Origin of the sequence: Microcoleus sp. D3_18a_C4 (genome assembly GCF_036702415.1) — a bacterium.
Lineage (GTDB): Bacteria > Cyanobacteriota > Cyanobacteriia > Cyanobacteriales > Microcoleaceae > Microcoleus.
In genome coordinates this window covers 8,403-29,913 of sequence record NZ_JAUBTI010000063.1, presented here as the reverse complement: position 1 = coordinate 29,913, position 21,511 = coordinate 8,403, and the positions used below count along the sequence as shown (strand labels likewise).

Below are 21,511 nucleotides of genomic sequence, written 5' to 3'. Positions count from 1 at the left end.
AAGGTGATAGCAGGTCATGGACAAGCAAACAGACTTTCTTCATCAGCAGTTAGCATCATCTCGTTCCCAAATTATTAATTCCTACCTGACAACTATTGAAGATAGTTTTCGGGAAAACCGTTCCCACCTCAAACTCATAAATTATGGTACGGGATCGGGAAAAACTCACCAATTGTTTCAAGCCATATATAAAACGATTGAAGACCGTCAAACTATTCAGGTAATTGGTATATATGTGGCCCCATTAAGAGAGCACCTATTGGTGCCCGATTCTGTCGCAAGTCAATATCCAAATATTCCCGTCTACAAAATAAATTCATTAAAAATGAAAACGACGGACGAGTATATTAAATTGTACAAAAAATGGATACCTTCGATCCTAAACGATAAAAGTTTTTGGAAGATTAGCGACAAAGAATATGCTCGGGGAAAAGTCGAGGCAGCTAGAGAAAATCTCAAAACAGCAACAGGTGTAATTAACCGCCTTGAATATGTAAAGAAAACCGACTTTGGCGACAATAAAGTTAACGAAGACCAGATCGCAAAAGCGGAACAAGAATTGGACAAACTTATTGAAAATTTTTTAGAATTTCTTGTCAAATGTAAGCCCAATGAAAATAGCTGGTTGAACGAATGTTTCAAGCTAATGGAAATATTCTTTCCTCTTCATCTCCTGCGCGAAAAATCGGGCATATTGATGCTCACGTATAACAAATTTGAAACAGCTATTTCGTACTTTAGACATAATGGTGAAACATGGATCAAGAAAAGCAGCGATCTCGATGAATACGTTATTCAGGACACAAACAACTCCAGAAAGTTTATTTGTGCCTTTGATGAACAGGAAGATGGCTATCAAATTATGTTAGAGGAAAAGATTGACATCATCTCTCCTAAAGCACTAGCTATCAATAATGCACTCTCATCTATAAATAGAGAATTTTCTCTTCTATTTTCTAAACAAAGCAAGGACAACAGAGATTTTCTAAATTTTATCGAGAATAACAAGGGTGCTTTTAATGAATTTCAAGAACATTTTGAAAAGGGTAAATCTCTTGAAAATAATCTGCAAGAATTTGCCGCTACATATCAAAGATTGACCGCCGAGGAAGGGAACTCTATCAATTTTTTGCAACAAATTGTAAAAATAAAAAAAATCCTCGAAAAATCCCTCAATGAAATCTTCGAGATTCTAAACGACTGCGATCGAGAGAATCTTATCCAATTGGATTTTGAGATGTTATCCAGAGTTTTTTCAAGATTCGAGAATAACAGAAGTTTGCTGATTCCTCAAGAACTTTACAACAAGATTGGCAACGATATGATGAATATTTTTTCATATAATAATATATACATTTATAATATTGAACCTCTCAAACAACTATTTTTAACCAGAGCTGCCAGCGGTCATGTCCACATAACTGAAGAAAAAGTTTCAGACAATACCTCTGTGGCAGAATTAATTTATGCCATTCTAGCAGTTCGATTGCAAATTAAAACCATCAAAGAACTTCTAGCTAATGTCCTAGATGCTGAGGATTCCCAATCCCGTTCTTTAGATATTTGGTCGAAACAGATAGCTAAATTTCAAAAGGCAAGTGAAGAGAGTACCCCACAAAATCAACCGCTAAAATACTTAAACCGTGCCTATGTCTATGAAAGCTATAAATCGATCGTAAATATCAAAGAAATTTCGCGCTATCAAAGTTATAAAAATAACCTAATCGAACCCGCACTTAGAGAAGTTTCTATTGGCAGTACAGCCATATTTACTTCGCCTGAATTCAAGATCAAGTCAATGCTAAATAATCGCAGTAATGTGATTTTTATGATTTCCGCAACGGGGGGTATTTTTGGAGATTTAAGCACAAGCTACGACCAGAGTTATTTAGAAGATACTTTGCGCGATCGGTCTGGGAAAAGTTCATTCAATACAATGATAGAAGAAGAAATATTGCTTTGTGAAGAAATCAGAGCTCATCGTCAGGCGCAGCGACAGATTACAGTAAATTTTTTCAACAAAGATGTATCATCCTTTCCCAACCAACAAACTAAACAAGTTGTAGAAAACTTTGAAAAAAAAGTATTAAAATGTTTTATCGATTCTTTAAAGAATGATGGTACTTGGTTTAGTATTTACAAAACACAAGAATTGCAAAATTTTATTCGATTATTGTTTTATCTTTTTGAAGATGACTCCATTCAAGAAACAATTGCTTTTACTCAAACCCTAAGCTGGATTAAACAGTTGATACATTATTGTGAAATAGTTAAGAATGGTAACTTTGTATTCAAGCGATCGCCCGAACATCCAAACATATATAGCGTACAAGTAAAGCATCCAAAATATCAGAGTAATATTCGGATTAATCTCATATTATACGATGCCTCCTTCAATAGTCTTTACGAGGATAAAGCAAAGCAGAAAACATACTTAGATGAGCTTGTTGAAGTAGAAGGGCAGAAAATTTTCTTTATATCAGCTTATCAGTCAGCTTCAAAAGGATTAAACCCCATTATCAAAAAAACAAGCGGTGAGGAAAAAGATTTTGACTCTTTAGCTTTGTTAATGGACAGTTACTATACTGTAATGAAACCACCACTCAAAAAATCAACAGATTCTGAAAAATCTACTACACTTTACCATTTTGCGTTAATGAAAAGTATTGTAAAGTTGGGAAACTCTACTTTTGAGATTAAAGATTTTAACAAATACCTGAGCCAACCTGAAGCGGCGGAATTTAGAGAGCGGCAACATCAAATTTTATTAGGAAAAGGAGTTTTACAAGCGATAGGTAGATCGGAGCGACGGGATTTTCCGAATCAGGTTGTAAAAATCTTCATCAATGAAGAAACTAGACAAAATTTACTAAATTTTTACGGATACTTAGAACGCTCGGAACCTAATGAAATTCGCAAATTATCTGCAAACAACCACCAAGTTTATCTAAGCCTGCGAGAAGAAGAAAAGAAGCGCTCGATTAATAATTATGAAGCTCATGTCTGTGATGAGATTGAGGCCGATCGAGCTTTTCAAAAATTCAGACAAACAATGTTAGAAGAAATCGATAAGTTTCACGATCGCAAAAATACATTGGATATTACAAAAGCATGGGATGCTGTCCGCGATCCAGTTGTTTTCCAAAACCCAGATAAGTATCTAAAAAAGTTACAAGATTTAAAGCTATTTCCTGCTGATTTTATTGAATCACTCTTCTATCAAAACCTAGAACAAGCTGAGTTTATACCTTATTTAGCGTCAGAAGAGGAAGATGGCAAAAAGTTCCAGGTTATCAGCGATAGCATCAATGGGGAAAAAATCTATCCTTATCAAAAGCAGTTATATCCTGAATATCTCAAAATAAATGCTCGGGGTTATGACTTGGAAGGTAATGAACTTGGATTGCTAGATCCTTCTACCGATCGAATTTACAGACTATACAATGACTTGATTCCACAACCAGAAATTTTTAATACTTATATTCCGCGTCCGCGTTTCTTTTATGATGTTTTGTATCCATCACTAACAGAAAATTTTGTGGAGCGTTGGATTAAATATGTAATTTTCAAAGGACAAGACTGGAAAGCTATCAAAACCCTATATGGTTTTGAGCCATTGCTAGATTTCAAAAAATATTGTAAGCTGTATGAGCGGTTCGATCTTTACTATATCAAAGACAACAGACTATTTTGTATAGATGTTAAAGCATGGAGTAGAGCTTCAGGAAATCGCCTTTCCAATCAAACGCTGGAAAAAACCCAAAACAAGCTGAATGCAATTGTTTCAGATTATCCAGAATTTAAAGGTGTGAAAGGATTGCTTCTAAATTTGCACGCAAACCAAGAAAAAAATCACCAATACTCACCAACGCTATTTTCGGGAAATTTGATTTACTGTGACGCTCGTAATTGTCCGGTTGCATCCAATATTCTCCAAGAGTTTTTATTCACAACTGAGAAATAAAATGAAAAATAAAATCAAAGCATTATCAGATCCATCGAGAACAAACCAGCTAAAAATATTAGAGACTCCTGAAAAAGTTGCTGAAAAACTTTTCCAATACCTTTTTCAAAAGGGCAAGGGGATCGAGCATTTTCCTCTGCAATATTCAGGGGCAGCTCAAGGAACAGAAGATGAGGATTCCAAGGCTGATTTTTATAAGAAACGGCATATATTCATCAAACAACAGATCCAAGAACGGCTTTCTGTAGATGGAAAAAAGCCGAATTTTTCAGATATTCAATACTTTCTGTCAGATGTTGATGGAAAAAAATATGTATTCTTTATATCCTCCAATAATAATCATTCTGGATGGAAACAGTTATTTAGCGATCGACTTAGCAATCGAGAAAGGATTTTAAATTTAGCGTTTAAGTTTTATATTCTTGCTCAAAACTTATCTGTTGACACAATGAATGGTTTTGAAGAACTACTATTCATCCATTCCAAAGAGCTAACTGAATCGAAAAATGCTCTGTTGGTGTGGGGACAGAATTTATTAATCAAATATAATCAACACGATGTACTCACATTAACCTTATCTAGAAAAAGCCGACGATTTTTACCAAAAGATCGGTACAGCACCGTAGATGGTGACGATGTGGGAGAGTTGTTAGTTTATGAAGAGAAAAACTACTACTTCGATCGCGATCGCGATGCTCGTCGCAAAAATAAGATTGATTTTATGCGATTCGATAAAGATGACGCAGATTTTGAGAAATTCAAAAAGACTCAGCTTTATCATTACCAAAATCTCATGACTAAACTTGAGAGTTTTTTAAAGGAGTGCGCTATCGCATTTGAACCTCTTCCTTTTCAGGCTGACCACTACTTAAAGAATCCTTTTATTAATGATAAATTTCTAGAATCTATAGAATCATTAGAAATTATTAACAATACTGGAATCGATCTAACTGAATCCGACCGACAATTATTGAAAAATTGCCTGAAACATCAGGGAGTTTCCGAACTCAGTTTTTATAATTCTGGAAAAACCATTAGTAACTACGAACGATTAGAACTTGAGGGTGAGGACGCTCCTTGTTGGAAAATTACTCAAGTTGTTCCTTGGTCAACTATTGAACTTGACAAGGAAAAAAACTATTTAGTTTTTAATAAACGTTTGGAGGAAGAAGCGGGTTCAATGGCTTACCAGAGAGGTGACGGTTTCTGGAATCCATCAACAAAAATAGATAACAAGTCAAAAGTTGATTTCTATTCTCAGTTAAAGAAAAAACTCAACTATTTGGATACAGGAGAGTTTTTCAGTATTCAGGGTCTAAATATACCTGAATTTAAGGCCATTGGATATGTAAAAACATCTGCTTTGTCCCTTTTCAATTATCAGCAAAAAATCGATATAAATATTCTCAACCAAGATACGCAGGATTTTAATGATGGGGAATTATTGGACGTAGATGATGCTATTTCCTGTTATCTAAGACAGCAAGAAGACAGAAAAGAATGGGATAATTTTTGCGATAAATACAAGATAAAAATATCACCGGAATTTCAGAAAGTTTGGCTCGAACTAGGAATTAAGAATTGGATGAAGCAAAGTTTTGTAAATCCCAATTTTGGCTTTCGCATTACTCCTCAATCATTTTCTGAGAAACAATTTTTTACTATATATGTACGAAGCCCTAGAAACAAGGAAGCTAAAGCAGTTGCGATCGAATTTCTTTATAAAGACGGTTGCATATACATAAAAAATGTAATGCGCGATATGAAGGAGATCAAAAATAGATTTATTTTTTTAAAAAACAGAAAAAACTCGGAAAATTTACTCGACAATCAACAATATTTTGTAGATGAAACAGAGCAATTATATATTAGTTGTTATACTAGCGATGTATATACACCAATTTTAATTGGAAGAAATGGTGTTATTGAAGATTTAGAAAACGGAAAGCTGGAAATAAACCGAAAAAATCAAGGCCAACATAGTAGTAGATTATTACCACTAATTTCCTATTATAACGGGGAAATTAAACCCATTAACAGCATCCAAAATATGATTTGTTTGGATTTACAAAATGAAACATTCATTCAGTATTATGTTCCCCCTGGAAAAGCTATAGATTCGGTTATAAAAAAAGGGTTTAGAGTCTACCATGCGATCGGGTGTAAATATTCTAAAGAGGCAATTCCAACATCTGAACTTATCGAACATCCCATCACAGCTTTACATTTTAGTACGCTCACTCAAAATGTTTTAAAGATTAGCGATAACAGTCAATCATCTTTGTTGCAAAAAGTAGCAAAAGAATTGGTTGAAAATTGAGAAACCTAGCTGAGGAATGGCTGTCGAGTTTTTGAATATAATAGATTCTACACCAACCACCACGATTCGGCTTTCGCCGACGCTAAGCGATGTCTACCGAAACATTAGTTAACTGGCTCGAATCGAGCACCGAATTAGGCATATTATCCCGCGAGATTTTACAGGCGATCGCGCGTGAAATGGAAATGGCAACTTTTCCCCCTGGATTTCGAGTGGTAATTGAAGATACGCCTGTCACTAATCTCTATATTTTAGAACGGGGACAAGCCGATCGCTACCGCCGCAAACAACCGGGATTAATGTGGGGGAGTAGTTTATTGCCGGGGGCGATCGTCAATTTATCGGCCCTTCAACGATCGCAACCTGCGGATAGTCGAATTATTGCTCGGACAGAGTGTCAATTTTGGGCAATTAGTGCCGATCGCTGGCGTGGTTTGCTAGAAAGATATCCACGGATCGCCGAAGCCTACGCTCAACGTTTGGCGGCGAAATTAGAGCAGCTAGAAGCAGAAATTGCCTACGAACGAGAGCGTCAAAATGCCCTCCGCCGCTATCTAGTACCTAGGGCGAGACGGGGAGTCATTGGCAATAGTCGTTATGCAGTGAAATTGCGCCAACAAATTCGCACGGCATCGAGTGACAGCCGATCGGTATTAATCTCTGGCGAACCTGGTTTAGAAAAGGATAATTTAGCTGCTTTAATTCATTTCGGTTCCCATCGCCGCAACGAGCCAATTATTCAGATTAAAAGTGCTTTACTTCAGAGCAATGGAGCGGAATTATTCGGGCGGTTGGGCGGCAAACCGGGGCTGTTGGAATGGTTGGGAGAAGGGACGTTAATTTTAAATGACGTGCAAGAATTACCCGCTCAATTATGCCCCCAAATTCAGCAATTATTAACCGAGGGAACCTATACGCCCGTTGTCAAGGAAGGACAAATACCGCGACCACCGCGTTCTAGTAAGGCCCGGATAATTTTAATCTCAGAAATTGTGCAGCCCAAGCTAGATAAGCTGACACAACACAAGATTAAAGTCCCATCCTTGCGGGTGCGAAAAACAGATTTAGAGGCACAAGTCAACTATTATCTCAATATCATTGGCCGCAAAAAGAAATTAGTCAAGCCCCAAGTTACACCGGAAGCAATTCGCCGCTTACAAGCCTACGATTTTCCAGGTAATTTGCAGGAATTGCAGGGAATGGTCGATCGCGCCTTAGTTCAAGCACAGGGGAGTCAGGTATTAACGGAAGAAGTGTTTTGGGCCCAGGCAGCGAAGAAACAAAAGTTTCGGCTGAATTTATTAAATATTTATCCAAAATTTCGGCAATTTTTACGGAGCGATTGGTATCCCGATCGCGTGAATTATTGGTTTACCACCTGGGTGTTTGCATTGGTAGTAATTATCCTGTTTGTTGCTCCCCAAGATCGACAACATAATTTTGCCCTAAATATCTTTTGGGCGTGGTGGTGGCCGTTAATTTTATTATTATTCCCCATCATCGGGCGATTGTGGTGTGCTTTTTGCCCTTTTATGATTTATGGGGAAATCGTCCAAAAACTATCGCTTAAAATTTTCCCTCGAACTCTCAATAAATGGCCACGCCAACAAGCCGAAAAATGGGGTGGCTGGCTTCTCTTTGGACTATTTACTCTGATATTTCTGTGGGAAGAGTTGTGGAATTTAGAAAATACCGCCTATTTATCCAGTTGTTTGTTGTTACTCATCACCGCCGGAGCGGTAATTTTTTCCCTAATCTTCGAGAGGCGATTTTGGTGTCGTTATTTATGCCCGATTGGGGGAATGAATGGATTATTTGCTAAACTCTCAATAATCGAACTTCGCGCCCAACAAGGAACCTGCGGGGCGGAATGCAGCACCTACCAATGTTACAAAGGTGGCCCCGGCTTGGGGGAAGGATTAACTACTAATGGCTGTCCGATTTATTCCCATCCCGCCCAATTGACCGATAATAAAGATTGCGTGTTGTGCATGACTTGCTTGAAAGCTTGTCCGCATCGATCGGTAGAATTAAATCTGCGCCCTCCCGGCATCGAATTATGGACTACCCACGTTCCTCACAGTTATGAAGTTGCCCTGTTATTTCTATTATTAGGCGGTATTTATCTGCATCGCTTGCCGGAGATAAATGATTTATTAGGGCTGGGCATCAATTTAGAGCAATTTTTACCTCATTTAGGACTGTCGATCGCAGTGTTAATTATCCCGCCGATGATTCCCCTAATTGCCTACGCAATCATGCAGGCAATTTATCGATTGGGACAAGCAGAAACCATGCCATTTACAACCTACAAACCCCTCTCATTTGTCTCTCTCGCCTACGGTTATTTACCCTTAGTCTGGGGCGGTAGTTTGGCTCACTATTGGCGATTGGGTTTGCAGGAAGGCGGTCGAGTGATTCCCGTAACTTTTGCCACTTTTGGACAAATTAGAGACGATTTACCGAGTTTTATTGCCGATCCAGCGGTGATTAGTTTCTTGCAAGGTTTAACTTTGATTGTATCATTATTAGTTACAATATTTGTGACTCAACAAATTGCCAAGCGCTCAATTAAATCTTTGATTCCACAACATTTAGCGAGTTTGTGCCTGATGCTGAGTTTGTGGTATGCGATCGTAGGAACCTGAGAGTGAGTATGCGCGATATATTACTTTGAGTTTTAATTTTTTACTCGCTCTGACTAATTTAAGAGCAGGCTTCTTGCTGACAGGTAAAGCAAAACACCATTACAAAGATGCCAGAGGAAATGAGTCGTAGTTGAAAAGAAAGGGCAAATTGCCCGATCGCCCAATTCAGCCTAGACAAGTTAAACTGTAAACATTCTCCGCTAGCCACATCCTAAACTATGACCGCACATCAGGAATCCATCATCGACCAGTTCACTCGTCAGGCAATTCCCTTCTCTAAATTGTACGCTCACACAAATCAAGAGTCTCTGTACCTGCTGAGAGAAATGGCGAGTGTATCTGACAAAGACACAGTTCTAGATGTTGCTTGCGGTTCAGGTATTGTTAGTTGTGCTTTTGCGGAAGTTGCCAGTCACGTTACTGGCATTGATATCACACCAGCGATGCTCGAACAAGCCCAGATTCTGGCCCAACAGAAAAACTTGATTAATCTATCCTGGCAACAAGGAGATATTGAAACACTACCATTTCCCGATGCTACTTTTTCTGTTGTTCTGAGTCGTTACGCTTTCCATCATTTTTTGCAGCCAGATGTTGTTCTATCAGAGATGGTTCGCGTATGTCGTCCAGGTGGTCGAATCCTCATTGCTGATGTTGCTTTGCCAGCGGATAAAGTGAATGCTTATGACCGGATTGAGAAGTTGCGCGATCCCTCTCATACTCGCGCCTTGACTCTGGAAGAGTTTCCAAAATTAGTCGCAGATGCCAATCTTCAAAATGTTAAATTGGCTTTTTACAAGGTAGAACTTGGGCTAGAACAACAGTTAGCTGCTTCTTTTCCCAACCCCGGCGATGACCAGAAAATCAGAGAAATTTTTACAGAGGATATTGGCGTTGATAGTCTCGGAATTGGCGCGCATTTTCGAGGCGAGGAAATTCATTATGCGGTTCCAATCGCTGTCATAGTTGGCGATAAAATAGCCTAAGTTTTATAAACTAAAAACAAGTGTAATAGAGTTCCACTAATAACAAATAACAAATAACAAATAACTAATAACCATGAGCGACTTATCAATCCGGCCCGCCCTAATCACCAAAGTTATCCCCGACAGCATCTGCGCCGAAATGGGATTTGAACCCGGAGACTCAATCGTCGCCGTCAACGGTCAAAAACCCCGCGACTTGATCGACTATCAATTCCTGTGCGCCGATGAATTTCTAGAATTAGAAGTATTAGACACTAAAGGCAAAACTCACAAATTAGAAATAGAAAAAGATTATGACGAAGACTTGGGAGTGGAATTTGAAACCGCTCTTTTTGACGGACTAATTCAGTGCAACAATCGCTGCCCTTTTTGCTTTATAGACCAACAACCACCGGGAAAGCGGGAAACTCTCTATCTCAAAGATGATGACTACCGCCTCAGCTTTCTGTATGGTAGCTATCTCACTCTCACAAATTTGTCTCAAAAAGAGTGGGACAGAATCGAACAAATGCGGCTTTCTCCTCTCTATGTTTCCGTGCACGCTACGGAACCGGAAGTGCGAATTCGGTTGCTAAAAAATCTCCGCGCTGGGAAGATTCTCGAACAAATCAAATGGTTTCAAGAACGCCGCTTGCAAATTCACGCTCAGGTAGTTGTTTGTCCTGGTATTAATGATGGCGAACATTTAGAACGCACTTTGTTAGATTTGGCAAAGTTTCATACTGGAAGTATTCCCGCTGTAGCATCGGTGGCTGTAGTGCCGGTGGGTTTAACTCGCTTTCGTCCTGCCGAAGATGAACTGATCGCAGTAACTGCCCAAAAAGCGCGAGAAGTAATCGAGCAAGTGCAGAAAATTCAAGTGCTTTTAAGTACAGGAAAAGGTGGCCCAAAAGCTAAAAAGCAGAATTCAAAATCGCGCTGTATTTGGCTGGCTGACGAGTGGTTTTTAATAGCTGGTTTAGATTTGCCGTCGGCTGCTGATTACGAAGATTATCCGCAAATTGGTAATGGTGTGGGTTCGATTAGGCAGTTTATCCAGCAGTTTGAAACGGCTTTTGAGAAGCTGCAACCGATGCAAGTCGAGCCCGATCGCAAGTTAGTTTGGGTGGTGGGGAATGCTGTCGAAAAAGCTTTTGAGCCGATCGTACAACAACTAAACCAAATTCCCGGCTTGTCCGTCAACATGGCAGCACTGTGCAGCCGCTACTGGGGACAAACTATCACTGTCACGGGTTTGCTTACCGGGCAAGATTTGCTCGAAGCTTTGCAGGGGCGAGACTTGGGAGATGGCATCCTGCTGCCGTCGGTGATGCTAAAACAGGGGGAACCGCGTTTTCTCGACGACATGACCCTCGAACAGCTCGCCAGCTCGCTGAAAACCCGGATTTTGCCGGTGAGCGGAGTAGAGGAACTAATCTCGGCGGCGATCGGTCTGGCAAATGCTGAAGTTAAATTCTAAATTTTGAATCGAACATTCAAAAGTTAAGATGAGTATGGTAATTGTGACTTGTAACCGTCGAGTTCAGGCTACAGACTAGAAACTTGAGACCTCAATCTTGCTCTAAAATTGTCTCTTAGGATTGCAGAGTAATTAAAAAATTATGCGTGTTTTTCGTCAAATCATCGGAGTCGGAGTGGGCGCTGCAATTACTTTGGGCAACGCCGCACAGAGTGCTTCAGCACAGCCTCCGGCTCAGTCTCAGGACAGCTTGGCCCCTAGCAATCAGCTCGTCGAATTAGGGCAGAATGTTCGATCGACCTCGAACACAGCAGCAGAATCAGCATCACACGCCGAACAGTCGATCGCCCTTAACCCCCCAACCGGGCCCGAGCAAGCATCAAAGCCTCAACAGGCTGCTCCGGCTTCCCCATCAACTCTGTCTCAGGCCGGTTCAACGCCTCTAAGAGGGTTGGAACCGACACAGACTCAGCAGCCTTCCCCAAACCCTCCCAACAATGTTCCTGTGCCGAGTTCCCCGGTACCAATTCTCCGGGGCACTCCGAACGAAAGTTTCCCCCCTCTCCCTCCGAGGGGCATTTTAGACACCAAGCCTCCGGCTTCCCTGGAACCCAACCCGAATCCGCTGAATTTTCCGGCAAACCCGGAGGATGTCAGGATCGAGCAAACAGAGTCAATTACCTTGCAGCAGGCGATCGACCTCGCGCGCCGCAACAGCCAAGTTTTGCAAATCGCCGGACAGCAAGTGGAACAAAGCAGATCCGCTTTGCGCGAACAGCAAGCTGCTCTTTATCCAGACCTGAATTTTCAAATGGACGCGAGCCGGTCTGTGACTGCCGGCGGAGAACTCGGAGTCCGGGCTCAGCAGCGCTTCAACAACTCTCGGGCTAACGGAACCGGGCAGCCCGCCGAGCAAGCCCGCCAAAATTTAGGCAGCAACAGTCTCAACAGCACTTTGCAGTTGAGCTATGACATCGATTTGTTCGGAAGGCGGCGGGCTAACATCCGCGCGGCAGAGGAACAGTTGCGCCTTCGGGAACTGGATGTGGAACGCCAAGCCGAGGAACTCCGCTTCGACACTGCTGAGGCTTACTACAACTTGCAAAACGCGGACGGACAAGTTGCCATCCGCCAAGCTTCGGTCAGAAATGCCCAGCAAAGTTTGCGGGATGCCGAAGCCCTGGAACGGGCAGGGGTGGGAACCCGGTTTGCTGTGTTGCAGGCTCAGGCAAATTTGGCTAACGAAGTGCAACAACTGTCAGTTGCTCGTCGCGACCAGCGAGTTGCCCAGCGGCGTCTGGCTGAGATTTTGAATGTCAGCCAGTCGGCGAACTTGACAGCGGCAGATCCGGTAGAACAAGCGGGCTCTTGGAGGCTGTCTTTGGAAGAGAGTATTGTGCAGGCTTTTAAGAATCGCCCCGAGTTGGAACAGCAGTTGGTGCAGAGGGATATCAGCAAGCAGCAGAGGCGATCGATTCAGGCGGGGCGTTTGCCTCAACTGAGTGTTGGGGGTAGTTACAACGTGCTGGGCCAAGACCCTGACGACCCCAACCCGTTTGCTACTCGTGGGTGGGCCGACGGGTATTCGATCCGGGCGAGTCTGACTTGGAGTATCTTCGATGGGGGCGCGGCGAACGCGAGGGTGAGACAGCGGGATGCTGATATTGCGATCGCCGAAAGTCGATTCGACCAACTCCGCAATCAGGTTCGCCGGGAAGTGGAACAAGCTTATTTTGGCTTAGAATCGAGTTTTGAGAATATCGAAACTTCTGAGGCGGGGGTTTTGCAGTCAAGGGAAGCTCTGCGTCTGGCTAGACTGCGCTTTCAAGCTGGTGTGGGTACTCAGACGGATGTGATTCAGGCGGAAACTGATTTGACTAGGGCTGAGAGAAACCGATTGTCGGCAATTGTCACCTACAACCTGGGGCTTTCGTCTCTCCAGCGGGCTGTGAGCAATCTTCCGACGAATAACCTCTCGGATGCTCCTTGAGATTGGGTTGGGGCGATTCCCTACGGGAGAGCTACGCACGCGCGTCCTTTAATCACACAGGTAATTAGACATCGGGTATTAAACGTCCGACACATTAGTTAATATTTTGTAATAGAGTTCCATGTCAACTGCGTTAAGGAATCGGCAATGGCCAATATCAAGTTTGTGAAGGAAAATCAGGAAGTCATCGCCGCAGACGGGGCCAATTTGAGGCTCAAAGCTCTAGAAAACCGCATCGATTTGTACAGCTTTTCGGGCAAGCTCATGAATTGCGGGGGCATTGGTCAATGCGGCACCTGCATTGTAGAAATTGTCGAGGGCAGTGAAAATCTGTCGCCCCGCACTGACTTTGAGAACCGCAAGCTCAAGAAAAAGCCCGAAAACTATCGGTTGGCTTGTCAAGCTATGGTCAATGGCCAGGTGAGCGTGAAGACTAAACCGTGACTTTCAGAAGGCAGAAGGCTAGAGATGCTAGAGATGCAGAAGGAAAGAAAAATGCAGAATGCAATAATTTTGTTTTTTTTTCCTATTTCACTGTATAATCACGCCTTTTGCTCGCCTAGGAAAAGAAAGTTGGTTTCTAGGAAAAATAAGAGATTGGGCAACGAGGCATTCAGGCAGAAAGCGGGTTTCGACGCTTATCCGTCAGCTCTTCTTCTGTCTTCGAGTTTGCCTTTTGCCTTTGAGTGATATCCTAGTTGTGTGTGTTTTTCTATTTTCCGATAGAGGCGAGCGTCTTCATGGAAGTTAACGATTTAGGGTTTGTGGCAACCATTCTTTTTGTATTGGTTCCCAGTGTTTTTCTAATCATTCTGTACATTCAAACAGCTAGCCGTCAAGGTAGAAAAGATTAGCAACTGCTGCTATTTCTCTCTGGCTTTGCTGCTTGCAAAAAAAAAGCGCCAACAGCTTTTTGCTGAGGCGCTTTTTTTGTTAAATGTTGAGTGTTAGCTGCTAACTCTTAACGTTGACACTCTAGCCGACTGTGCGGGCTAGCAAGACGGGACAGTTGGCATAAACTCGCACGTAGTCTGATAGGGAATTTCCCAGGAGTCGATCGATATCCACAAAGTTTTTGGCAACATTGGGTCGCCGATCCGGGGAACCGATTACCAACAAGTCGGCATTCAACTCGTCTGCAATCCGACAAATTTCTTCCCCTGGCTTGCCTGTAGCACTCACGCAGCGGTAGCTAACTCCCATTTGTTTGGTTAGTGCTACTGCTGGGGCCAATACAGCGTCTTTTTCAGCACTTGCTGTTAAATCTGTGCTGGATTTTCCCGTCAAATCTTTGGTGACGTGTACTAAAATTATCTCTGGGCCACTGACTTCTTTGACCAAAGATAGCGCAAGCTGTAATGACTGTTTGGCAGCTTCTGATTTGTCTACGGCCACCATGACGCGCTTGATTTTTTTGACGTAGATGTCGTCTTTTACTAACAGCATCGGTCGGGATGTTAGCTGGAAAACGTACTGGCTGACTGAGTTTTCCAAAATCGATTGCAGCCGTCCGAGTCCCCGCGAACCCATAATTACTAAGTCGGATTGTTCTTCTTCTGCGACTTGGCAAACGGTGGTTTTCGGGTCTCCCTGTTTGAGCCGGGGGTTGACTTTGCTGGGATCTATTTTCAAAGACTGGACTGCTTGTGCTAAAATCTTGCCTCCTTCTTCCAACTTCTCGGCCATGCCCTCGGAGGTTACCTGGGGCGGCACGACGTGCAAGACGGTGACAGAGGTTTGTTGCAAGGAAGGGATGTCCATCAACATATTAAACATCTCTTCGCACAAGCCGCGACCGGCGACGGCTACTAAAATTTTTTCTATCATGGTTTTTTTGGCGGTAAAAACAGTTGAGTTTTCTTGTGCGACGTTAAACTAGGGCGTTGGTACTCTAGTTGCTTACTGTCAAGCATAAGCCTGAAGTTTGTCTTATGATTTGTAGAAATGTAGCGTTTTGGAACGATTTGTAAAGTGTTAGAGAACGATCGAACTCAACCAGAACTCGCACCGGCTGGTGCTATTCAAAATCGGCGCGGGATAGACTCTGAAGGCTGGTTTGAATATTTGGTGCGAGTGTACCCTCACCATACTGACTACAGCGGTGTGGTTTGGCACGGGACTTATCTGGCTTGGATGGAGGAAGCTAGGGTGGAAAGTTTGCGATCTCTTGGCATCGAGTATGCAGACTGGGTGGCGCAGGGTTTGGAATTGCCCGTGGTGGAACTTTCGCTGCGCTACCACCGGGCTGTACAAATGGGTCAATCTGTGGCAGTCAGAACGCGGATGGCTGCTACCGAGGGTGTGCGGCTGCTTTGGGATTACGAAATTCGATCGGCTGATACTCAGGAGTTATATGTGACAGCACAGGTAACTTTGGTTGGTGTCGATCGGGACAAAGGTAAGATTATGCGTCAATTACCCCCAACAGTGCAGGCAGCTTTGGCAAAGTTGGCGATCTACCCTTAGACTTATCTATTAGATCTCCCCAATAACTTTTGTGGAGCAGGCATCCTGGTGGCCTTTGACTGTATTTTTTGGAGATATCTATTGGGGGTCATGGCTCAAGTTTCTATAAGGTATTGTGCCATCGCCGATGCCAGCCCCTTTTTCAAGATTGTGTTAGTAGGTAAATTGATCGTAGATTATGATTAAAATTCTTGATTCTACCTTGAGAGAGGGAGAACAAACCCCTGGAGTTTATTTCGCACCTGAAACAAAGTTAAAAATTGCGGAGTTTTTAGACCACATAGGAGTTGATATTATTGAAGCTGGCAATCCTGCTGTAGATAGCGAAATTGCTTTAGCCGTTACCCGCATTGCCAATGCTGGACTAAAAGCAAAAATAGGCGCTCATTCGCTCTGCCGAATAGAGGATGTTAAAAAAGCCCTGGATTGTAATGTCAGCTTTTTAGGCGTGTTTTTTAGTGTATCCTCTCAACGATTGCAATGCGACTATAATATCTGTTTAGAGGCAGCCATAGATAAAATTGTGGAAGTAATAACTTATGCTAGAGAGCAGAATGATAGTTTATTGATTCGCTATACGCCGGAAGATACAGTTCGCTCTCCTCTGAAAAATGTGATTGAGGCGGCTAGTGCAGCAGTGCAGGCTGGAGCTAATATAATCAGCATAGCTGATACCACTGGATATACAACCCCATTTCAACAAAAACGTAGTATTTATTATTTTGTCAAAATCCTGAAGGAGGAACTAGCCAAACGAGAATTATATCCACAAATAGAAGTTCATTGCCACAACGACCGAGGTTTAGCTCTAGCAAATGCCTTGGATGCCTACAGAGCTGGAACAGATATTATTGATGTCAGCGTGATGGGACTAGGGGAAAGAGCTGGTATAGTGGATTTGGCCGAGTTACTAATAAATTTATCCGACATTATTGAGGAGAAAAACTTTTGGAAACTCGGATATTTGAAAGATTTGTATAATTTGGTAAGCGAGTATTCTCATGTACCTATTTCTCCTCATCACCCGGCCGTGGGGAAAAATGCTTTTACCCATTATGCAGGTGTTCACGTTACGGCAATGGCCAAAGATGATCGCCTATATCAAAGTTTAAGTCCAGAAACTTTGGGAATTAAAAGTAGTATTGCATTAGGGATGCAATCGGGATTGACTGCTGTAGAATTAGCTCTAAAGCAGATTGGCAGAGAGGAACTAGCTGAAAACAAACATTTAGTAGCTAAGATTCTTAAAAAAGTTAAAGAAATTGCTAAAAGAGGAACCCCAATCGATATCGATAAAGACTTTATAGAAATTATTGATAATTGCTAATTTCCAGTAGCACCTACCCAGTAGAAAATGCTATAGTTTGGATTATTTAAGAATAATAAGCTGTTGTGCATTTAAATTGTATATTTCGAGTCCCGATCAAAAATCCTCAAATCCTCTCCCCCGCTCCCCATCGGACCCTCTCCCTCTCTAATACCATAGGCAATATAGATGCAACACAGCTTACCCACCTCTCCCTAGATAGTAATAATGTCAATAACCCCAGCAGAAAACTCTAACGAATTAAGGCAAGAAGAGAATAAATCATCTGAAAAATGGTGGACTACAGTTGGTATTGGTATTGGTGTATTCATTTTTGCTTTGGATGTGTATATAGTTAACTTGGCTTTGCCAGTTATGGTTGAATCTCTCCATACCAGTTTTGCCACGAGTCAATGGATAGTTTTAAGTTACTTGCTGGCCATCGCCATATTTGTAATATTGGTATCAAAATTAGGTGATATCTGGAACAAGAAGCGATTGTACATTATTGGCTTAACAATCTTTACGATCAGTTCACTATTGTGTGGAATGGCGCCAAATGTCGGGTTTTTAATAGCATTTCGAGGATTGCAAGGAGTAGGTGCTGCGTTTTTATCAGGCTTGGGAACTGCGATGATTGTGGAGGCATTTCCAGCGGCAGAGCGGGGACTGGGACTAGGTATTAGAGCGGGAATTTACGGAATGGGGATTACCTTGGGGCCTATGGTAGGAGGACTGCTGATGAGTGTGGGAGGCTGGCCTTTAATTTTCTGGGTGAATGTTCCGATTGGGATTGTTGCCATTTTGATTGTGGCTTGTTTTGTACCTAATTCTGCGATTAGTGGAAACCCAGAAAACTTTGATATCATCGGTACGCTGATATTGACCGTAGTCTTAACTTCTTTTATTCTTGGCATTACCCTATTACAGAAGGGTAATTCTTATATTGCCATAAATCTGCTGGGTTTTTCTCTCGTCAGCTTGATTAGCTTTTTATGGTTTGAATCCCGAATAGCAGCACCAATGATCGACTTTAAAATATTTCGATCCGTAGAGTTTAGCCTGGGCTTAACGCTACGTTTTATTGCAAACTTCGCGATCGCCGGTGTCATCTTCATCCTTCCTTTTTTCTTCACCTTCCTTGAACACTATTCAACTCAAAAATCTGGTTTTTTAATGGTAGTACCGTCAGTTCTGATTGTGACGACTGCGCCTATTGCGGGTATTCTTTCCGACCGTTTTGGCACGCAGGTAATTACTTTGATGGGTCTAGTATTTATGGCAATTGGATGTTTTTTAATCAGCCGATTTGATACTGAATTAACAGTCATCAAGTATATTTGGGGAATTATTCCCTATGGGGTAGGAGTGGCGATGTTCAACTCTCCTAACAATAGCTCTATTATGGGAGCCGCACCAAAAGAGCGATTAGGTATTGCTTCGGGATTGTTGTCATTTTCGCGGATATTAGGGCAGATGCTGGGAGTACCAATAGTAGGTGCTTTGTTCTTCTTTACAACAAGTTTTAGCGCTAATTTTGCACCGAATATGGATATTAGCAATGCGCCTGTACAAGCATTACTTTTTGCTACACATACTACTTTTTTGGTGCTTGGGGTTTTATTAATGGTTTCGACAATGTTTGCAACTTTGTTTTGGGTGAGAGAAAATAAAAAAGCTGCTCTTCTATAAAAATCATTGGCTGTTGATTTTACTGAGGATTTTTCATGCTTAATTCAGTTCTTATTGCTCACTTACCTGGGATTCTAGCGCTTGTTTTTTCATCATTTGAAAACTCTTCTAAAATCCCTTAGCGCGGGCAGGTCTCAAACTCATATTCAATCCCGTGTCTTGAATAAAATCGGGGGTAATGGTGGCAATTTCAGCAGGCGTTAATCCGCTCCAACCTTCCACCAGGAAGCCAACTAAGCTGTTGTGCATTTAAATAGAATGTCAAAAAACAATCTAATTCTTGTGGGGAGTAGGGGTTGGGCCTAAGAGCCCGCCCTGAATATGCAATTTAAATGCGTGACAGCTTAATCCTTTGACTAACTGAGCGGCTGAATTGCCTTGAGACAAAACTTTTCCGTCTGCCAAATTTGCAGTAATATAAACTGTTGACTCAGCATATCGAAATTATTCCTCATATTGTGGATTTGCTTCATTAATCGGACTTGCAGGGTGCGCTGCACCTTACCTGTAACCAAAAGGGATTTGTAAAGAAATATAAATTCTCGATCCAAGTGAACACAGGCTGGCAAGTTGTGATAGTTTTGAGTAAGATCAATTCCGGTTGCACTCCTCATGACAGTTGACAGTTAACAGTTGACAGTTGACAGTTGACTCGCAGTCGTAAAACTGAATGGTTGAGTGTTAACTGTTGACTCGATTTTATTATTCCGATGCAACCGGAAACGATATAAGATAGCGATTGGTAGATGTCCATTTTTGGGTCTGCCTCAAAATAGCTCAATTGATATTAATTAGATAAAACAAATGCAAGCATTACTTTTATTAATAGGATTTGGAGGCGGGGCATTAGTCTGCTGGCTAATTTTGAATAAGCGAAATTCACGCAATTTGGTGCGGATGCAGGGTTCGCAGGAGGCTATATCGAATTTGGCTGGTCAGTTGGATGCCAGAACTTCGGAATTGCGGCAAAAGGTGCAGAATGAAAATCAGCTAAATTCTGAATTATCTCAGTTGCAAAGTCGGTTGGCAACTGTGACGGGCGAGCAAGACTTGTTAAAAAATCAAGTGTCGGAAATGGAAGCATTTTTGGCAGGAATTGCCCAGGATCGATCGCAGATTGATTCTCTGATTGCTGATTTGCAGTTTCAGCTAGAAAATGCTCAACAAGCTGAGTCGCAGTTAGGAGAAGTGGCCGAACTTAAATATCAGTTAGAAGTTGCGGATCAGGAGCGATCGCAGCTTAACGCTCAATTGCTCGAAATGCAAGCACAGTTAGAGGCGGTTGATGCAGAACGTTCTCAATTTCACGCTTTGCTGTCGGAATTTGAGAGTCAGTTGGAAACGGCTACTCAAAGCAGATTGCAGGTACAGTACCAGTTGTCGGAAATTCAAATAAAGTTCGATCGCTCCATTGAAGAGCGGCAGCAACTTCAGTCTCAACTGTCGGGTTTGCAAGCTCAACTGCAATTAGTCGAAGCAGAGCGATCGCAATTTACTTCGGAATTGTCAGATATACAAGCTCAATTGGAGAGTGCAGAGCAAGAACGTGAAATACTCAACTCTCAATTGCAAACCGCTCGCCAACAAGCAAAGCAACCTCCCTTTGAATTATTAGAACTGCAAAGACAGTTAGAAGCAGCTAATCTGGAGAAAATGCAGTTAAACTTTCAACTTCATGAAGTACAACTTCAATCCGAAATGGTTGTTGTAGAGCGAGAAAGGCTGCTGTCTGAGTTGTCAGAATTGGAGTCTCAGATACATCGCAAGGAAGGAGATAGCTCGCAACTCCAGTCTCAGTTATCAGAACTGCAAGCTGAATTAGAAACTGCTAACACAGAACGATCGCATCTTTATTCTCAACTGTCCCAATTGCAAAGTCAAATCGAGACAGCAAATCAGATCCCAACTCAACTTCAATCTCAAATCTCGGAGTTAGAACACCAGTTAGAAAGTGTGCGTCAAACTCGCTCTGAATTAGAAGTTGAGCTAGAAACTGCTAACACAGAACGATCGCAACTTTATTCTCAACTCTCGGAAATTCAAAGTCAAGCCGAGACAGCCCACCAGAATCAAACTCAACTTCAATCTCAAATTTCGGAGTTAGAACACCAGTTAGAAACTGTGCGTCAAAATCGCTCTGAATTGGAATCTAAACTCACTTCTCAAATCTCCGAATTGCAAAGTCAAACCGAGACAGCCAACCAGAATCAAAATCAACTTCAATCTCAAATATCCGAGTTAGAGCAACAGTTAGAGAGTGTGCGTCAAAGTCGCTCTGAATTGGAATCTCAGCTCACTTTTAAAATCTCGGAATCCCAAAGTCAAATCGAGACGGCTAATCAGAATCAAACTCAACTTCTATCTCAAGTATCGGACTTAGAAAATCAGCTAAATAGCCTGCGTCAAACTCGCTCTGAATTAGAAGTTGAGCTAGAAACAGCTAACACCGAACGATCGCAACTTTATTCTCAACTCTCGGAAATTCAAAGTCAAGCCGAGACAGCCCACCAGAATCAAACTCAACTTCAATCTCAAGTATCCGAGTTAGAACATCAGTTAGGAGATGTGCGTCAAAGTCGCTCTGAATTGGAATCTCAGCTAACTTCTCAACTCTCGGAAATTCAAAGTCAAGCCGAGACAGCCCACCAGAATCAAACTCAACTTCAATCTCAAGTATCCG

The 21,511-nt window shown here is 42.0% G+C and carries 14 protein-coding genes; 12 read left to right on the top strand and 2 right to left on the bottom strand.

Annotation, left to right across the window (positions count from 1 at the left end):
• Positions 1-16 precede the first annotated feature (16 nt).
• The 8 genes from QUB16_RS22730 to psbM all read left to right on the top strand — a co-directional run bounded on the left by QUB16_RS22730 (position 17) and on the right by psbM (position 14,221).
• A complete protein-coding gene (locus QUB16_RS22730) occupies positions 17-3,964 on the top strand; it encodes a hypothetical protein (RefSeq protein WP_333319615.1) in 3,948 nt (1,315 codons plus the stop codon).
• Between the two features lies 1 nt (position 3,965).
• Positions 3,966-6,284 carry a hypothetical protein gene (locus QUB16_RS22725; protein ID WP_333319613.1) on the top strand — a complete coding sequence of 773 codons (2,319 nt, stop codon included), beginning with the start codon at positions 3,966-3,968 and terminating at the stop codon, positions 6,282-6,284.
• Between the two features lie 89 nt (positions 6,285-6,373).
• Positions 6,374-8,932 (top strand): sigma 54-interacting transcriptional regulator, encoded by a 2,559-nt coding sequence (locus QUB16_RS22720; RefSeq protein ID WP_333319611.1) that lies wholly within the window; start codon positions 6,374-6,376, stop codon positions 8,930-8,932.
• Between the two features lie 218 nt (positions 8,933-9,150).
• Positions 9,151-9,918, top strand: a complete 768-nt coding sequence (locus tag QUB16_RS22715; RefSeq protein ID WP_333319609.1) for a methyltransferase domain-containing protein — start codon at positions 9,151-9,153, stop codon at positions 9,916-9,918.
• Positions 9,919-9,991: 73 nt separating this feature from the next.
• Complete coding sequence (locus tag QUB16_RS22710) at positions 9,992-11,377, top strand: TIGR03279 family radical SAM protein (RefSeq protein WP_333319607.1); 1,386 nt, start codon at positions 9,992-9,994, stop codon at positions 11,375-11,377.
• Positions 11,378-11,519: 142 nt separating this feature from the next.
• Positions 11,520-13,367, top strand: coding sequence for a TolC family protein (locus tag QUB16_RS22705; protein ID WP_333319605.1), 1,848 nt, complete (start codon positions 11,520-11,522; stop codon positions 13,365-13,367).
• 147 nt (positions 13,368-13,514) lie between these two features.
• Complete coding sequence (locus QUB16_RS22700) at positions 13,515-13,811, top strand: 2Fe-2S iron-sulfur cluster-binding protein (RefSeq protein WP_333155992.1); 297 nt, start codon at positions 13,515-13,517, stop codon at positions 13,809-13,811.
• Positions 13,812-14,107: 296 nt separating this feature from the next.
• A complete protein-coding gene (psbM, locus tag QUB16_RS22695) occupies positions 14,108-14,221 on the top strand; it encodes a photosystem II reaction center protein PsbM (protein WP_015177760.1) in 114 nt (37 codons plus the stop codon).
• 121 nt (positions 14,222-14,342) lie between these two features.
• Here psbM and QUB16_RS22690 read toward each other — a convergent pair whose 3' ends face one another.
• On the bottom strand, positions 14,343-15,194 hold the full coding sequence (locus QUB16_RS22690) for a universal stress protein (RefSeq protein WP_333319603.1): 852 nt from the start codon (positions 15,192-15,194) through the stop codon (positions 14,343-14,345).
• 144 nt (positions 15,195-15,338) lie between these two features.
• On the opposite strand from QUB16_RS22690, the gene QUB16_RS22685 reads away from it, so the two are divergent.
• The 3 genes from QUB16_RS22685 (at position 15,339) to QUB16_RS22675 (ending at position 18,831) form a co-directional block, all read left to right on the top strand.
• A complete protein-coding gene (locus QUB16_RS22685) occupies positions 15,339-15,833 on the top strand; it encodes a thioesterase family protein (protein WP_333319601.1) in 495 nt (164 codons plus the stop codon).
• A 178-nt stretch (positions 15,834-16,011) separates the two neighbouring features.
• Positions 16,012-17,160: a homocitrate synthase/isopropylmalate synthase family protein gene (locus QUB16_RS22680; RefSeq protein ID WP_333319599.1), complete on the top strand. Its 1,149-nt coding sequence runs from the start codon at positions 16,012-16,014 to the stop codon at positions 17,158-17,160.
• A 207-nt stretch (positions 17,161-17,367) separates the two neighbouring features.
• Entirely contained in the window at positions 17,368-18,831 is a 1,464-nt protein-coding gene (locus tag QUB16_RS22675) for an MFS transporter (protein WP_333319597.1), read from the top strand.
• Between the two features lie 108 nt (positions 18,832-18,939).
• Here QUB16_RS22675 and QUB16_RS22670 read toward each other — a convergent pair whose 3' ends face one another.
• Positions 18,940-19,080, bottom strand: coding sequence for a SufE family protein (locus QUB16_RS22670; protein ID WP_333319595.1), 141 nt, complete (start codon positions 19,078-19,080; stop codon positions 18,940-18,942).
• 555 nt (positions 19,081-19,635) lie between these two features.
• On the opposite strand from QUB16_RS22670, the gene QUB16_RS22665 reads away from it, so the two are divergent.
• Positions 19,636-21,511 (top strand): hypothetical protein (locus tag QUB16_RS22665; protein ID WP_445251151.1); only part of this gene is annotated, 1,876 nt, incomplete at its 3' end.

What these genes read in the sequence shown, in the direction of transcription:
- QUB16_RS22730 (WP_333319615.1), top strand. Translation starts at nt 17, where the DNA reads ATGGACAAGCAAACAGACTTTCTTCATCAGCAGTTAGCATCATCTCGT.
- QUB16_RS22725 (WP_333319613.1), top strand. Translation starts at nt 3,966, where the DNA reads ATGAAAAATAAAATCAAAGCATTATCAGATCCATCGAGAACAAACCAG.
- QUB16_RS22720 (WP_333319611.1), top strand. Translation starts at nt 6,374, where the DNA reads ATGTCTACCGAAACATTAGTTAACTGGCTCGAATCGAGCACCGAATTA.
- QUB16_RS22715 (WP_333319609.1), top strand. Translation starts at nt 9,151, where the DNA reads ATGACCGCACATCAGGAATCCATCATCGACCAGTTCACTCGTCAGGCA.
- QUB16_RS22710 (WP_333319607.1), top strand. Translation starts at nt 9,992, where the DNA reads ATGAGCGACTTATCAATCCGGCCCGCCCTAATCACCAAAGTTATCCCC.
- QUB16_RS22705 (WP_333319605.1), top strand. Translation starts at nt 11,520, where the DNA reads ATGCGTGTTTTTCGTCAAATCATCGGAGTCGGAGTGGGCGCTGCAATT.
- QUB16_RS22700 (WP_333155992.1), top strand. Translation starts at nt 13,515, where the DNA reads ATGGCCAATATCAAGTTTGTGAAGGAAAATCAGGAAGTCATCGCCGCA.
- psbM (WP_015177760.1), top strand. Translation starts at nt 14,108, where the DNA reads ATGGAAGTTAACGATTTAGGGTTTGTGGCAACCATTCTTTTTGTATTG.
- QUB16_RS22690 (WP_333319603.1), bottom strand. Translation starts at nt 15,194, where the DNA reads ATGATAGAAAAAATTTTAGTAGCCGTCGCCGGTCGCGGCTTGTGCGAA.
- QUB16_RS22680 (WP_333319599.1), top strand. Translation starts at nt 16,012, where the DNA reads ATGATTAAAATTCTTGATTCTACCTTGAGAGAGGGAGAACAAACCCCT.
- QUB16_RS22675 (WP_333319597.1), top strand. Translation starts at nt 17,368, where the DNA reads ATGTCAATAACCCCAGCAGAAAACTCTAACGAATTAAGGCAAGAAGAG.
- QUB16_RS22670 (WP_333319595.1), bottom strand. Translation starts at nt 19,080, where the DNA reads ATGCACAACAGCTTAGTTGGCTTCCTGGTGGAAGGTTGGAGCGGATTA.